Origin of the sequence: Leifsonia sp. NPDC102414 (genome assembly GCF_044765685.1) — a bacterium.
Taxonomy (GTDB): domain Bacteria; phylum Actinomycetota; class Actinomycetes; order Actinomycetales; family Microbacteriaceae; genus Leifsonia.
In genome coordinates this window covers 694,151-708,329 of the sequence record NZ_JBIWKN010000001.1, presented here as the reverse complement: position 1 = coordinate 708,329, position 14,179 = coordinate 694,151, and the positions used below count along the sequence as shown (strand labels likewise).

The following is a 14,179-nucleotide window of genomic DNA, read 5'->3' as shown; positions in this document are numbered from 1 at the left end:
CAAACAAGTCCGGACTCGATGGTTTGGGGACTGGGGGTCAGGCGAACCAGAGGGCGAGCTCGCGGGCGGCAGACTCTGGCGAGTCGGAGCCGTGCACGAGGTTCTGCTGCACCTTGAGACCCCAGTCGCGGGCGAAGTCGCCGCGGATGGTGCCGGGGGCCGCCGTGGTGGGGTCCGTGGTGCCGGCGAGGGAGCGGAAACCCTCGATCACGCGGTTGCCTGCGAGGCGGATCGCGACGATGGGGCCGGACTCCATGAACTCGACCAGCGGCTCGTAGAACGGCTTGCCCTCGTGCTCCGCGTAGTGAGCGGCGAGCAGGTCGCGGTCTGCCTGGAGCATCCGGATGTCGACGAGCGAGTAGCCCTTCGCCTCGATCCGGCGCAGGATCTCGCCGGTGAGGTTGCGAGCGACGCCGTCCGGCTTGACGAGCACCAGGGTCTCTTCGACGGGGGTGGTCATGGATTCTCCGTTCCGTTTGCGGCCGCGTTCGCGGCCTTTTTGTTGCGGTCGATGCGGGCGCCGGCGATCATGCAGTACGCCCACATGGCCGTGAAGATGGCGCCGACGATGAAGAAGGCAGGCACGAGGAAACCGGCGGCGACGACCACCAGCTGCACGAACCAGCCGAGCACGATCCCCACCGGGGACCGCAGGGTGCCCATGGCGACGATCATCAGGACGACGACCACCGCTCCCCCGCCGAGGGCGACGGCGGCGGGAAGCGACCCGAGCCCGAACAGCACGAGAGCGCCGAGGAAGACGACGAGCAGTTCGAAGCCGAGCACGATGGAGCCGAGCATCTCGCGGACGGTGCGTTCGCGCCGCGGCCTCCGAGCGGGAGCCGCTGCCTTGTCGGCGGCGGGCCCGTCTGCGCCGTCCTGCTGCGCTCCGCTCACGCCCCTGCCTGCTTCCACTCGCCGGCCTCCGCGATGGCCATCGCGTCGCCGACGAGCACGATCGAGCCGGTGACGACCACGGCGCGCTTCGGTTCCTCCGCCGCCCACTCGCGGGCGGCGTCGAGCGCCTCAGCGAGGTCGCCGTAGACGATGGTCGCCTCGTCGCCGACCTCGTCGAGCACGATCTCGCCCAGTTCGTCGGCCGGCAGCGCGCGGTCGGAGCGCGGCTCCGTCACGTAGAACTGCGTGGCGACGGGGGCGAGGGCGCGCACGATGCCGCGCGCGTCCTTGTCGGCCAGGGACCCGAACACGAAGGTCAGCTCGTCGAAATCGAAGTAACGGCGCATCGCATCTGCGAGGGTTTGCGCGCCCGCCGGGTTGTGGGCCGCATCCACGAGGACGGTCGGGTCGACCCCGATGAGCTGCAGGCGCCCAGGTGACGTCGCCGTGGCGAAGCCCTCCTCCAGCAGGTCTGCTTTCAGCGGCTGGGTGCCACGGCCGAGGAAGGTCTCGACGGCCGCGACGGCGACGGCAGCGTTCTGCGCCTGGTGGTCGCCGTAGAGCGGCAGGAACAGCTCCTCATACGTCGCAGCGCGGCCCCGGATGCTCACCAGCTGACCGCCGACGGCGACCGACGTGGATGCGACGTCGAACGCTCCTGGCTGGGTCGAGATGGTGGACTCCGTGAGCTCCGCCGCGTTCTTCAATTCGGCCAGCGCATCCTGCGTCTGCGCGGCGCTCACCACGTCGGCCGCGGGCTTGATGATGCCCGACTTGGTGCGCGCGATCTCCGCGACGGTGTCGCCGAGCGCCTTGGTGTGGTCGAGCGAGATGGGGGTGAACACCGCCACCTGGCCGTCTCCGACGTTGGTGGAGTCCCACTCGCCGCCCATGCCGACCTCGATCACGGCCACGTCGACGGGCGCGTCGGCGAACGCGGCGTACGCCAGCACCGTCAGCGCTTCGAAGAAGGTGAGCGGCGGATGCCCGCCCTCGGCGAGCTCGCTGTCCACGATCTCGATGTACGGCTGGACGTCCTCCCAGTTGCGCACCAGATCCTCATCGGAGATCGGCTGACCGTCGATCACGATGCGCTCGTTGAAACGCACCAGGTGCGGGCTGGTCAACAGCCCCGTGCGCAGGCCGTACGCCCGCAGGATGCTCTCGATGATGCGGCTGGTCGATGTCTTGCCGTTCGTGCCGGTGATGTGCACGATCGGGTACGCCCGCTGCGGGTCGCCCAGCAGCTCGACTGCGCGCCTGGTCGCATCCAGTCGCCGCTCCGGCGCCCCCTCGCCGATGCGCGCCAGCAGCGCCTGGTAGACGGCGTCCGCCGCGTCGCGGAACTCGTCCGCTGGAATGGGGTCGCTCATCAGACCGTCACCTCCGCCTTGGCCACGCCCACCGTGAATGCGCCCGCGTTCGCGAACTGCCCGGCGGCGAATCTCTTCCTGTACTCGCCTTCGACCTCGGCGACACCGCCGGACGCGATGCCGATCACCGTGGCGAGGGTCTCTGCTCCGATGTCAACGGTTGCGGCGGCGCGTTCCACGGCGTTCCCGTCCTCCTGGTCGTCGAAGCTGAGAGAGAGTTCGATCCGGTCGCTCACATCGAGGCCAGCGCTCTTGCGGGTGTCCTGCACAGCGCGGATGATGTCACGCGCCAGTCCCTCCGCCTCCAGCTCCGGCGTCGTCAGCGTGTCCAGCAGCACGAACCCGCCGCCCGGCAGCAGCGCGAGCGCCTGGGTGGACTCGCCGTCCGCCTGCGCCGTCTCCAGCACGAGCTCGTACTCGCCGTCGACCAGCTCGAAGCCGCCGGCGGTCACCACCCCGCCGTTCTCCGACCAGTCGCCTGCACGGGCGGCCTGGATGACCTTCTGCACGTCCTTGCCGAGACGCGGTCCTGCCGCGCGGGCGTTGACCGTCAGCCTGCTGGTGATCCCGTAGGTCGCAGCGCTGTCCTCGTGCAGCTCGACCAGCTCCACCGCCTTCACGTTGAGCTCGTCGCGCAGGATGCCATCGAACGGCCGCAGCGCATCCGCGTTCTCGGCGACGATGGTCAGGGACGCGAGCGGGAGGCGCACGCGGAGACCAGCCTGCTTGCGCAGCGACAGCGTGGTCGAGCTGATGCCGCGGATGCGGTCCATCGCATCCACCAGGGCGTCGTCCGCCGGGAACTCGGCGGCGTCCGGCCAGTCGGTCAGGTGCACGCTGCGCCCACCGGTGAGGCCCTGCCAGACGCGCTCCGTGACCAGCGGGAGCAGGGGGGCCGCGACGCGCGCGACGGCCTCCAGCACGGTGTAGAGGGTGTCGAACGCTTCCGTCCCTGCGCCATCGGCGCCCACGCCCTCCCAGAATCGGTCACGCGAACGACGCACGTACCAGTTGGTGAGGATGTCGGCGAAGTCGCGCAGCTTGGCTGCGGCCAGCGTGGAGTCCAGTGCCTCCAGGTCGGCGGTGACGTCCTCGACCAATTCGCGGGTCTTCGCCAGCAGGTAGCGGTCGAGCACGTCCGTCGAGTCTGTGCGGCGCTTCGCCTCGTACCCGGTCGCGTTGGCGTAGAGGGAGAAGAAGTACCACGTGCTCCACAGCGGGAGCAGCACCTGGCGGACGCCCTCGCGGATGCCCTCCTCCGTGACGATCAGGTTGCCGCCGCGCAGCACGGAGCTCGCCATCAGGAACCAGCGCATCGCATCCGAGCCGTCGCGGTCGAAGACCTCGTTGACGTCCGGGTAGTTGCGCAGAGATTTCGACATCTTCTGCCCGTCGCTGCCCAGCACGATGCCGTGGCTGATCACGTTCTTGAACGCCGGCCGGTCGAACAGCGCCGTGGACAGCGTGTGCAGCATGTAGAACCAGCCGCGGGTCTGCCCGATGTACTCGACGATGAAGTCGGCCGGGTTGTGCCCTTCGAACCACTCACGGTTCTCGAACGGATAGTGCACCTGGGCGAACGGCATCGACCCGGAGTCGAACCAGACGTCCAGCACGTCCGGGATGCGGCGCATCGTAGAACGGCCGGTGGGGTCGTCGGGGTTCGGCCGCGTGAGGTCGTCGATGAACGGACGATGCAGGTCGGGCTCACCTGCCGCGTTCGTCGGGATCGTGCCGAAGTCGGCTTCCAGCTCGGCCAGCGAGCCGTAAACGTCGATGCGCGGGTACGCGGGGTCGTCGCTCTTCCAGACCGGGATCGGCGAGCCGAAGTAGCGGTTGCGCGAGATCGACCAGTCGCGGGCGTTGCCGACCCACTTGCCGAACTGGCCGTCCTTGACGTTCTCCGGCACCCAGTTGATCTGCTGGTTGAGCTCGCCCATCCGCCCGCGGAAGTCGGTCACGCGCACGAACCAGCTCGACACCGCCTTGTAGATCAGCGGGTTGCGGCAGCGCCAGCAGTGCGGGTACGAGTGCTCGTAGCTCGCCTGGCGCAGCAGCCGGCCGTTCTCCTTGAGCAGCTTGGTGAGCGGCTTGTTCGCCTCGAACACCTGTAAGCCGGCCACGTCCTCGACCACAGGAAGGAACCGGGCGCCGTCGTCCACCGAGATGATGACCGGGATGCCGGCGGCCTCGCAGACACGCTGGTCGTCCTCGCCGTATGCCGGAGCCTGGTGCACGATGCCCGTGCCGTCCTCGGTGGTGACGTAGTCGTCGACCAGGAGGCGCCACGCGTTCTGCGTGCCGTACTCCTCGGTGTCCGCGTAGTAGTCCCAGAGCCTGTCGTACGTGACGCCCTCGAGCTCGGCCCCACGGATGCGGCGGCTCACGGCGGCCAGCGCATCCGCGGCGGACTCGTAGCCGAGGTCTTTGGCGTAGTTGCCGACGAGGTCGACCGCGAGCAGGTACTCGCCGCTCAGCACCTCGTCGTCCGGGGTGCCGTGCGCGTCGGCCGCTCCGTTCGGGCCAGCCGGCACGACCGCGTACTCGATGTCGGGCCCGACGACCAGCGCGAGGTTGGTCGGCAGGGTCCACGGCGTCGTCGTCCAGGCCAGCGCCCGCACGCCCGTGAGACCGAGCGACTCCGCCTTCGCGCCGGTCAGCGGGAAGGTGACGGTGACCGTCTGGTCCTGACGCATCTTGTAGACGTCGTCGTCCATCCGGAGCTCGTGGTTGGACAGCGGGGTCTGGTCGCGCCAGCAGTACGGCAGCACGCGGTAGCCCTCGTAGGCGAGGCCCTTCTCGTGCAGCTGCTTGAACGCCCAGATCACCGACTCCATGTATGTGACGTCGAGCGTCTTGTAGTCGTTGTCGAAGTCGACCCAGCGCGCCTGCCTGGTGACGTACTCCCGCCACTCGCGGGTGTAGTGCAGCACCGCGTCCTTCGCGGTCTGGTTGAAGGCCGCGATGCCCATCTCCTCGATCTGGCTCTTGTCGGTGAGCCCGAGCTGCCGCTCAGCCTCCAGCTCGGCGGGCAGACCGTGGGTGTCCCAGCCGAACCGGCGCTCGACCTTCTTGCCGCGCATCGTCTGGAAGCGCGGGAAGACGTCCTTGGCGTATCCGGTCAGCAGGTGACCGTAGTGCGGCAGGCCGTTGGCGAATGGCGGGCCGTCGTAGAAGACCCATTCCGGCGCATCCTGCCGGTTGTCGATGGATGCACGGAAAGTGCCGTCCTCTTTCCAGAACGCGAGCACGTCGGTCTCGATGTCCGGGAAGCTCGGGCTCGGGCTGACGCCCGGCTGGGCATCGCGCGCCGCCGATGCGCTCGCCGACGGTTCTTCCGGGGACTTGGGGTACGGCATCTCACTCCTGGCAGGTCGTTCGTCTGCACGAGGACGCCGGACGTGTGACTCGTCCGCCGCGGTACCACCCCGCTTGCCGCGGCCACTCTCGGTGTGGCTGCAACCGCTCTTTCTTTGGCTGTGACGGGCCAGACCCGTTCGGTTCTATTGGGCGCCCCTCGCGGTGCGCTGTTCTTCCGAAGACTCGCCGGTGATCGCCGGGTCGATGTCTGTATGCACGATTCTAACGGGTTTACGAGCGTTATCGAGGCTGTTCGTCGAGCGCGGACGCGTAGCCGGCGCAGACCGGACCGACGGCCGCCACGATCACCGGCGCGAGCGGGCCCCGTCGCACGCCGCTGCGCGCCCAGACCGCCGCTGCGGCGCCGGCCGCTCCGATCACGGCGGTCGCGATGGCGCGAGGCAGGAGCGCATCCCGTGGCTCGCCGAGGCGGCCGGCGAGAAACGCGCTGAGCTGCCGGACGAGCGTCAGGAACCGCGGGAGCGCGGAGGCTTCGAGCTCGCCGTCCGTGCCCATCAGCTCGTACTGCGTCACGGCGAGCGGCAGCCGCGCAGGGCCGAACTCGTCGGCTAGAGCTGTGATCGCATCCAGAACAGCTGTCATCGGCGGCGCATCGGGATCGGTCTCGGAGAGGAGCTGGTCGAAACCGCGCAGGCTCTCGTCCACCTCCAGCCAGAGCAGGTCGCTCTTGGCGCCGAAGTAGTTGAAGAAGGTGGCCCTGCCGACCCCTGCTCGCCTCGCGATGTCGTCGACGGTCGTGCCGTCGTACGTCTTCTCCAGGAACAGCTCGCCCGCCGCTTCGGCGATCATCAGCCGCGAGGATGCACGGGGCCGCCCCGAACGGGAATGCTCGCTCTGCGTCACGCGTTACCTCCTCACGCCTATTATTGGACCCGGTCCACATATTAACCCGACCACTGCAGCCCGTCAGACAAGGAACCCCGTGACGTCCCCCAACGCGACAGCACCAGACACCATCGTCCGCAGCGAAACAGACCGCCCTGGCATCACCCCCGGCACCGCGCGCCGCGTGACCATCGCCTCGTTCGTCGGCACCTCGCTCGAGTCGTACGACTTCTACCTCTTCGCGTACTTCAGCGCGTTCTTCGTCGGCCCGCTGTTCTTCCAGCCACTCGGCGTATTCGGCGGCGTGCTCGCCGGGTTCCTCACCATCGCGGCCGGTTTCGTCATCCGGCCCATCGGCGCGATCATCTTCGGCCACCTCGGCGACAGGATCGGTCGTCGCCCGACGCTGCTCATCACCATCCTGATGATGGGCATCGGCACCGGGCTCGTCGGCGTGCTGCCGACTTACGCCACCGCCGGCTGGTTCGGAGCGATCGCGCTCGTCGTGCTGCGCCTCGTGCAGGGTCTCAGCCTCGGTGGAGAGTGGGGTGGCTCGATCCTGCTCGCGACCGAGTACGCCAACCCGAAACGCCGCGGCTTCTACGCCGCGCTCCCCCAGCTCGGCTCGCCGGTCGGCAGCATCCTGAGCGCCGTCGTCTTCATCCTGATGTCGACCATGCTCAGCCAGGCGGACATCGCGGCCTGGGGCTGGCGCATCCCGTTCCTGACGGCCATCCCGCTGCTGCTCGTCTCGCTCTACCTGCGCTGGTCGATCGACGAGACGCCGGTGTTCAAGCAGCTCCTGGAGACCGGGAAGCGCGACCGCTTCCCCGTCCTGCAGGTGTTCCGCAAGGCCCCGAGCGGGTTCGTGATCGCCATCGGCGCTGCGGTTCTCGGCATCGGCTCGTACTCGCTGATGAACACGTACATGGTCGACTACGGCACCGCCGTGCTGAAGTTCAGCTTCTCCGACCTGCTCATCGCCACCACCATCGGCGGCCTGCTGCAGCTCGTCACCATCCCGCTGTTCGGCGTCTGGGCCACCAGGATCGGTTCCGCCCGCGTCGTGGCCATCGGCGCGATCGGCACGCTGATCATCGCGTTCCCGATGTACTTCCTGCTGCAGTACGCGACGTTCCCCATCCTGGTCGGCAGCATGATCATCGGCGGCATCCTGCCGACGCTCTCCTGGGCGGGCCTCGGCGGGCTCATGTCCGACCTGTTCCCGAGCGACGTCCGCTACAGCGGCCTCTCGGTCGCGTACAGCATCGCCGCACTGCTGACCGCGTTCGTCCCCGCGCTCACGCTGATCCTCGGAAACGCGACGGGCAACGCCTGGTGGCACCCCGGCATCGTGCTCGGCATCATGAGCGTGATCACGCTCGTCGCCGCCCTGTTCGCCGCCCGCCGCAGGCCGATCATCGACGAGGTCGTCGCGCCAGAGTGAGCCTCCGGTACCCTGGGAGGACTGCACACTCAGGCACCTCACCATCGACACGGTGCCGCATATAGCGAATCGGAGAACGATGAACGCCGCCAACCCGGTGCCGGAGAAGCCAGCCCTCGAGGGCCTGGAGGCCAAGTGGGGCACCCACTGGCAGACCGCGGGAACCTACCTCTTCCCCCGGGATGCGGCCCTCGCCGCCGACCGCGAGTGCATCTACTCGATCGACACGCCACCGCCCACCGCCAGCGGATCGCTCCACATCGGTCACGTGTTCAGCTACACGCACACCGACATCGTCGCCCGCTACCACCGGATGCGCGGCCAGCACGTCTTCTACCCGATGGGCTGGGACGACAACGGCCTGCCGACCGAGCGCCGCGTGCAGAACTACTACGGCGTCCGCTGCGACCCGACCCTGCCGTACGACGCCGCCTTCGTGCCTCCGTTCGAGGGTGGGGACAACAAGAGCAGCAAGGCGGCAGACCAGAAGCCGATCTCGCGCCGCAACTTCATCGAGCTGTGCGAGCGGCTGACCGTCGAGGACGAGAAGCAGTTCGAGGCGCTCTGGCGCTCGCTCGGCCTCTCGGTCGATTGGAGCCAGACCTACCGCACCATCGGCCAGGAGGCGCTGTTCACCTCCCAGCTCGCCTTCCTGCGCAACATCGAGCGCGGCGAGGCGTACCAGGCGATGGCGCCGACGCTGTGGGACATCACGTTCCGCACCGCCGTCGCCCAGGCAGAGCTGGAGGACCGCGACCAGCCGAGCGCGTACCACCGCGTGTCCTTCCACGGCGCGGACGGGCCGATCTGGATCGAGACCACCAGGCCGGAACTGCTGCCGGCGTGCGTCGCACTGGTCGCGCATCCGGATGACGAGCGATACAAGCCGCTGTTCGGCACGACCGTCACCACGCCGGTGTTCGGCGTCGAGGTCCCCGTGCTCGCGCACCACCTCGCGCAGCCGGACAAGGGCTCCGGCATCGCCATGATCTGCACCTTCGGCGACATCACCGACGTCACCTGGTGGCGCGAGCTCGACCTGCCGAACCGCGCGATCATCGGCTTCGACGGCCGCATCGTGTCGGAGGCGCCGCTCGCCATCGAGAGCGAGGCAGGCAAGGCAGCGTACGCCGAGCTGGCAGGCAAGACCGTCTTTTCGGCCAAGCAGGCCGTCGTCGACCTGCTCCGCGCATCCGGCGACCTGGATGGCGACCCCAAGCCCATCCAGCACCCCGTCAAGTTCTTCGAGAAGGGCGACAAGCCGCTCGAGATCGTCTCGACCCGTCAGTGGTACGTGAAGAACGGCGCCCGCGACGAGGTGCTGCGCGCCCGGCTGATCGAGCTCGGCCAGAGCATCGACTGGCATCCCGACTTCATGCGCGTGCGTTACGAGAACTGGGTCGGCGGCCTCACCGGCGACTGGCTCATCTCGCGCCAGCGCTTCTTCGGCGTCCCCATCCCGGTCTGGTACCCGCTCGACGCGGACGGCAACCCGGTGTTCGACGAGCCGATCCTCCCCGCGCACGACCAGCTTCCTGTCGACCCGTCCTCGGATGCGGCCCCCGGCTTCGACGAGGCGCAGCGCAACCAGCCGGGCGGCTTCGTCGGCGAGCACGACGTGATGGACACCTGGATGACGTCCTCGCTCACGCCGCAGCTGGCCGGAGGCTGGAAGCGGGACGACGCGCTCTTCGATGCGGTGTACCCGTTCGACCTGCGCCCGCAGGGTCAGGACATCATCCGCACCTGGCTGTTCTCCACCATGCTGCGCTCCGAGCTGGAGAACCAGGTAGCGCCGTGGGCGCACACCGCGCTCTCCGGCTTCATCGTCGACCCCGACCGCAAGAAGATGTCCAAGTCCAAGGGCAACGTCGTCACCCCCGCCGACATCCTGGAGAAGCACGGGTCGGATGCTGTGCGCTACTGGGCTGCGTCGTCGCGGCTCGGCACGGACGCCGCCTTCGACCCGCAGAACCCGACGCAGATCAAGATCGGCCGCCGTCTGGCCATCAAGATCCTGAACGCGGCGAAGTTCATCCTGGGCTTCGAGGCGACGGGCGCCGACGACATCGCGCTCGTCACCAGCCCGCTCGACCGGAGCATGCTCCAGAACCTGTCGACGGTCGTCTCCGACGCCACCACTGCGCTCGACGGCTATGACCACGCGCGCGCCCTGGAAATCGCGGAGACGTACTTCTGGACGTTCTGCGACGACTACCTCGAGCTGGTCAAGGAGCGCGCATACGGCGAGCCGAGCGCGGAGCAGACCTCTGCGGTCGTCGCCCTCCGCATCGCCCTGTCGGCGTTCCTGCGCCTGTTCGCACCGGTGGTGCCGTTCGCGACGGAGGAGGCCTGGAGCTGGTTCAACGACGGCTCCGTCCACACCGCCGCGTGGCCGGTCGTCTCGGAGGTCGCAGGAGACTGGAGCGCGGACGCCGCCGTCCTCGGCATCGTCGGCCGCGCGCTGACCGCGATCCGCGGTGCCAAGACCACGGCCAAAGCCTCCCAGCGCACGGCCGTCGATTCGGCCGTCATCGCGGGTCCGGAGACCGAGATCGCCGCCATCGAGAGCGCGGCGGGCGACCTGCGTTCGGTGGGCAAGATCGCCGAACTGCGTTTCGCAGCAGCCGATGAACTATCAGTGACCGATATCCTGCTGGCCCAGGCCCCGAGCGAGGAGGAACGATGACCGTGACGGTCCGGAGTGTGGAAGACAACGAGTTCTTCACCTGGCTCGACCTCTATGCGGGGTACGGCGAGTTCTACGAGCAGCCGCTGACGGATGAGAAGGCTCTGCTGGTGTGGAGCTGGATCACCGATGCAGACAACGAGCTGGAGGCGTATTTCGCCGTGAACGACGACGGCACCCCGATCGGGCTGGCGCACGTGCGCGAGTTCGTCCGGCCCCTCGACGGCAGCCGCGGCCTCTACCTCGACGACCTGTTCGTGGCGAAGGACGCGCGCGGAGACGGCGCGGGAACAGCGCTCCTCGAAGCGTTGCGCGACCGCGCTCGCGAACAGGGACTGTCCGTCGTTCGGTGGATCACCGCCAAAGACAACGAGACGGCTCGGCGCGTCTACGATCGCGTCGCAGAGAAGACCAAGTGGGTCACGTACGACCTCGTACCGTGAAGCACTCGTGCGCATCCCGGACCCCCGACGGCATCGACCGCTCGGGATGCGCGCGATAAGGTCGAAACACGCACTGAGACACAGCCGTGCGGGGAAGGCGAACGGAGGCACCCATGTCGATTGAGATCCGACCGGTCGCAGACGGCGATTTCTTCGCCTGGCTGGACCTGTACGAGAAGTACGCGGCGTTCTACGAGACCACGCTCACCGATCAGAAGGCTCTTCTGCTCTGGTCCTGGCTGACCGCTCCCGACCACGAGGAGGACGGGCTGGTCGCCGTGGACGACGGCCGCATCGTCGGGCTGGCGCACATGCGCGAGTTCGCCCGCCCGCTGGAGGGCGACCGCGGCCTGTTCCTCGACGACCTGTTCGTGTCGGAGGACCAGCGAGGAAAGGGCGTCGGCCGCTCGCTCATCGCGGCGACGCGCGACCGCGCTCAGGAGCGCGGCCTCGGCGTCGTGCAGTGGATCACCGCGCGCGACAACACCGAGGCGCAGCAGGTGTACGACTCCGTCGCGACCCGCACCTCCTGGGTCACATACGAGATCGACCTTCTCGCGAACCAAGCGAGCGCCTGATGCAGCTCGGCACGCGCTGGTCGGTGGGAGACGACGCCCCGAGCACCCTCCCCGAGGTGGTCGCGTACGCGATCAGCACGGTCGAGGAGGAGCTCGTGGCGACCGATGTGGCCACCGACGGCTGGAAGTGGACGCTCACCTGGCTGGAGGGCAACCCTGTCGTCGAACTCGACGACGGCACGGTCATCCGGTTCAACCGGCAGGAGGACTCGGCGACGATCACCCAGCCTGTCCAGCAGGAACCAGACGAGTTCGACCTCGAAGGCTGAACCCGCCCGGCTCGGCTGGCGTCGTGCCTGGTCCGTGTGAGCACTGTCGGCGCGTCAGCGCAGAAGCTGCGGCAGGTCGCGAGCGGCGGAGTCGCGCGTGCGCTCGACCGCTGCGAGCTGATCGGCGTAGTGCGGAGCCGTGCGGAGCATCGCGCTGCGCACCCCCCACGCGGCGATGGCACTGCCGAACCTGATCGCGGTGCGCTGGGTCCAGGTGGCCTGGTGGATGCTGGGGACGGTGACTGCGAAGGCGGTCATGATCCGGTTCCTTCCGTTGCTGTTTCGGTCGCCGGCACGTGCGTGCCGGCGGAGAGCAGGAGTCGCACCGCGATGAGCGTCAGTGCGACGACGACGATGCCGCCGATGACGAACGGCAGGCGCAGGTCGATGCGGGCGACGAAGCCGCCCAGCACCGTGGCGATCGGGGTGAGACCCCAGCCGATGGTGCGCACGATCCCCATCGCGCGACCGAGCATGTCGTTCGGCACGATCGCCTGACGCAGCGCACCCCACGGCACGTTCCAGACGGCCACGCCGAAGGCGCCGACCGCGTACGAGCTGATGGCGAAGACCACGTTCCCCGTCACGCCGACGCAGAGGACCCCCGCGCCGCTGACGAGCATCGAGCAGAACATCACCCGGCCCCGGCCGAACCGTTCGACCAGGCGGCTGGAGATGAGTGCGCCGACCAGGGCGCCGACGCCGACCGCCGCCGTCACGACGCCGATGAGCGCGGCGGGGACGGAGAAGGTCTGGAGCAGAAGCAGCACGACGCTGCCCTGCGCGAACGCGAGGGCTGAGGCGGTGATCGAGGTGAGGATGATCATCGTCCGCAGGAAGCGGTGGTGCACGAGGAACGAGACGACGGCGCGGAAGGTCGGACGGTCCTGAGCGGCCTCGCCGTCGACCGCTGCGCCTTTCCGGTACGCGCTGGCCGCTGCGGCGGGGATCGTGAGCGCCAGCAGACCGGCGATCAGGAACCCGCCTCCGGTGAGCCAGACCGGCAGCACGATGGCGGCCGCGAACAGGAACCCGGCGATCGGCGTCGCGATGAAGTTCTGCACGACGATCTCCGCCGACTGCATCCTGCCGTTCGCCCTGTCGAGCTGATCACGGGTGACCAGGCTCGGGACGACCGTGGTGGTCGCGTTGTCGAAGACCGTCTCCCCCAGCCCGAACAGCAGCACGCAGCCGTAGAGCAGCCATATCGTCAGCGCGTCCGTGGAGATGAGTACGGCGAGCAGCGCGGCGACCGCGAACCGCAGCGAGTTGGCGACCGCCATCGCGATCCGCCTGTCCACCCGGTCGAGGAGCATCCCGGCCGGGATGCCGAACAGCAGCCAGGGCAGGAACGTCACGGCGCTGAGCCCGGCGATGAGGGCGGGGTCGCGGGTGAGCGTCGTCGCGATCAGCGGCACCGCCGTGCGGCCGATGCCGTCGGCGAGGTTGCTCGCGATGGCCGCCGTCCAGAGCCGGTTGAACCCGGCGCTCATCGGCGTGCGCGCGACCTTCTGCGCCGTCGCGGTGCTCATCGCTCGCTCGCCTCCACGAGCGGGAACGCGTTGAACTGCACCTGGACGCGCAGGCTGCCCTCCGGGCTCTCTCCGCCGCCGCTGGTGTCACAGCCGTCGGCCGCGCGCCACTTCTCGCGCAACCTGGTCTGCATGGCGTAGTACTCGCGGCCGAACTCGGCGAGCTGGTCGATGGTGAGCTGGAGGTGAGAGGTGGAGAGGGTGCTGGCCTGCATCCACTCGCTGCCGTAGACGTCGAGGCCGCGGCGCAGGAAAGCGGTAAGGCGGCGTTCGTTGTTCTGCTGCCACTCGCGCGAGATCAGCTCGTTGGCCTCGCGTCCGGCCGGGGTGGCCAGGGTCTCGAGCGAGCCGATGGTGACGCCGCCCGGCGCCATCTTCCACCAGCGTTCGCGGCCGGACCCCTTCTCGGCGTCCTCCACGATGATGTTGTGCTTGGCGAGCTGGCGCAGGTGGTAGCTGGTGGAGCCGCTGGACTCCCCAAGCCGCTCGGCGAGACCGCTCGCCGTGGCGGGGCCGAAGTCGGAGAGCTCGTTCATGATCTCGACCCGCAGGGGATGCGCGAGCGCCCGCAGCGCCTCCATGCCCAGCGCGTCGTGCATGGGGTGGGAGATCGCCGGGGGCTTCTCCGTCTGCTGGGCTGCGTTGTCTTCGTCGGTGGCCATGCTCAGAGATTAGCAATGCAAAGAGTTCTTTGCAAGCACTTCTTTGCAATCAGTATTTTGCAAGGATTCATTTGCATAGAGTC

13 protein-coding genes are annotated in these 14,179 nt (G+C 68.5%); 5 read left to right on the top strand and 8 right to left on the bottom strand.

The window, feature by feature from the left end:
• Positions 1-37: 37 nt before the first annotated feature.
• From ndk to ACIRCZ_RS03290, 5 genes are all read right to left on the bottom strand, one after another.
• Positions 38-460, bottom strand: coding sequence for a nucleoside-diphosphate kinase (gene ndk / locus ACIRCZ_RS03310; RefSeq protein ID WP_055893466.1), 423 nt, complete (start codon positions 458-460; stop codon positions 38-40).
• The gene (locus ACIRCZ_RS03305; protein WP_402849616.1) at positions 457-897 is read right to left on the bottom strand and encodes a DUF4233 domain-containing protein; all 441 of its coding nucleotides are present in this window, start codon (positions 895-897) and stop codon (positions 457-459) included. Before ACIRCZ_RS03305 ends, ndk begins: the two co-directional genes overlap by 4 nt.
• Positions 894-2,270, bottom strand: coding sequence for a folylpolyglutamate synthase/dihydrofolate synthase family protein (locus ACIRCZ_RS03300; protein WP_055893462.1), 1,377 nt, complete (start codon positions 2,268-2,270; stop codon positions 894-896). Before ACIRCZ_RS03300 ends, ACIRCZ_RS03305 begins: the two co-directional genes overlap by 4 nt.
• The gene (ileS, locus tag ACIRCZ_RS03295) at positions 2,270-5,629 is read right to left on the bottom strand and encodes an isoleucine--tRNA ligase (protein WP_402849612.1); all 3,360 of its coding nucleotides are present in this window, start codon (positions 5,627-5,629) and stop codon (positions 2,270-2,272) included. Before ileS ends, ACIRCZ_RS03300 begins: the two co-directional genes overlap by 1 nt.
• Before the next feature lie 241 nt (positions 5,630-5,870).
• Positions 5,871-6,440, bottom strand: coding sequence for a TetR/AcrR family transcriptional regulator (locus tag ACIRCZ_RS03290; RefSeq protein ID WP_402849609.1), 570 nt, complete (start codon positions 6,438-6,440; stop codon positions 5,871-5,873).
• Positions 6,441-6,573: 133 nt separating this feature from the next.
• Here ACIRCZ_RS03290 and ACIRCZ_RS03285 point away from each other — a divergent pair, with 133 nt between their 5' ends.
• The 5 genes from ACIRCZ_RS03285 to ACIRCZ_RS03265 all read left to right on the top strand — a co-directional run bounded on the left by ACIRCZ_RS03285 (position 6,574) and on the right by ACIRCZ_RS03265 (position 11,902).
• On the top strand, positions 6,574-7,923 hold the full coding sequence (locus ACIRCZ_RS03285; protein WP_402849606.1) for an MFS transporter: 1,350 nt from the start codon (positions 6,574-6,576) through the stop codon (positions 7,921-7,923).
• Positions 7,924-8,002: 79 nt separating this feature from the next.
• The gene (valS, locus tag ACIRCZ_RS03280) at positions 8,003-10,612 is read left to right on the top strand and encodes a valine--tRNA ligase (protein ID WP_402849603.1); all 2,610 of its coding nucleotides are present in this window, start codon (positions 8,003-8,005) and stop codon (positions 10,610-10,612) included.
• Positions 10,609-11,055, top strand: coding sequence for a GNAT family N-acetyltransferase (locus ACIRCZ_RS03275; RefSeq protein ID WP_402849600.1), 447 nt, complete (start codon positions 10,609-10,611; stop codon positions 11,053-11,055). The genes valS and ACIRCZ_RS03275 overlap by 4 nt, the downstream gene beginning before the upstream one ends.
• 113 nt (positions 11,056-11,168) lie before the next feature.
• On the top strand, positions 11,169-11,633 hold the full coding sequence (locus tag ACIRCZ_RS03270) for a GNAT family N-acetyltransferase (RefSeq protein ID WP_402849597.1): 465 nt from the start codon (positions 11,169-11,171) through the stop codon (positions 11,631-11,633).
• Positions 11,633-11,902: a hypothetical protein gene (locus ACIRCZ_RS03265; protein WP_055893442.1), complete on the top strand. Its 270-nt coding sequence runs from the start codon at positions 11,633-11,635 to the stop codon at positions 11,900-11,902. The genes ACIRCZ_RS03270 and ACIRCZ_RS03265 overlap by 1 nt, the downstream gene beginning before the upstream one ends.
• Positions 11,903-11,956: 54 nt before the next feature.
• Here the strand turns inward: ACIRCZ_RS03265 and ACIRCZ_RS03260 are convergent, their stop codons facing one another.
• Genes ACIRCZ_RS03260 through ACIRCZ_RS03250 form a run of 3 tightly spaced genes read right to left on the bottom strand, consistent with a single transcriptional unit; the run spans position 11,957 to position 14,096 of the window.
• On the bottom strand, positions 11,957-12,160 hold the full coding sequence (locus ACIRCZ_RS03260) for a hypothetical protein (protein ID WP_402849593.1): 204 nt from the start codon (positions 12,158-12,160) through the stop codon (positions 11,957-11,959).
• Positions 12,157-13,434: an MFS transporter gene (locus ACIRCZ_RS03255; protein ID WP_402849590.1), complete on the bottom strand. Its 1,278-nt coding sequence runs from the start codon at positions 13,432-13,434 to the stop codon at positions 12,157-12,159. The genes ACIRCZ_RS03260 and ACIRCZ_RS03255 overlap by 4 nt, the downstream gene beginning before the upstream one ends.
• Complete coding sequence (locus tag ACIRCZ_RS03250; protein ID WP_402849587.1) at positions 13,431-14,096, bottom strand: ArsR/SmtB family transcription factor; 666 nt, start codon at positions 14,094-14,096, stop codon at positions 13,431-13,433. Before ACIRCZ_RS03250 ends, ACIRCZ_RS03255 begins: the two co-directional genes overlap by 4 nt.
• Positions 14,097-14,179: the final 83 nt, after the last annotated feature.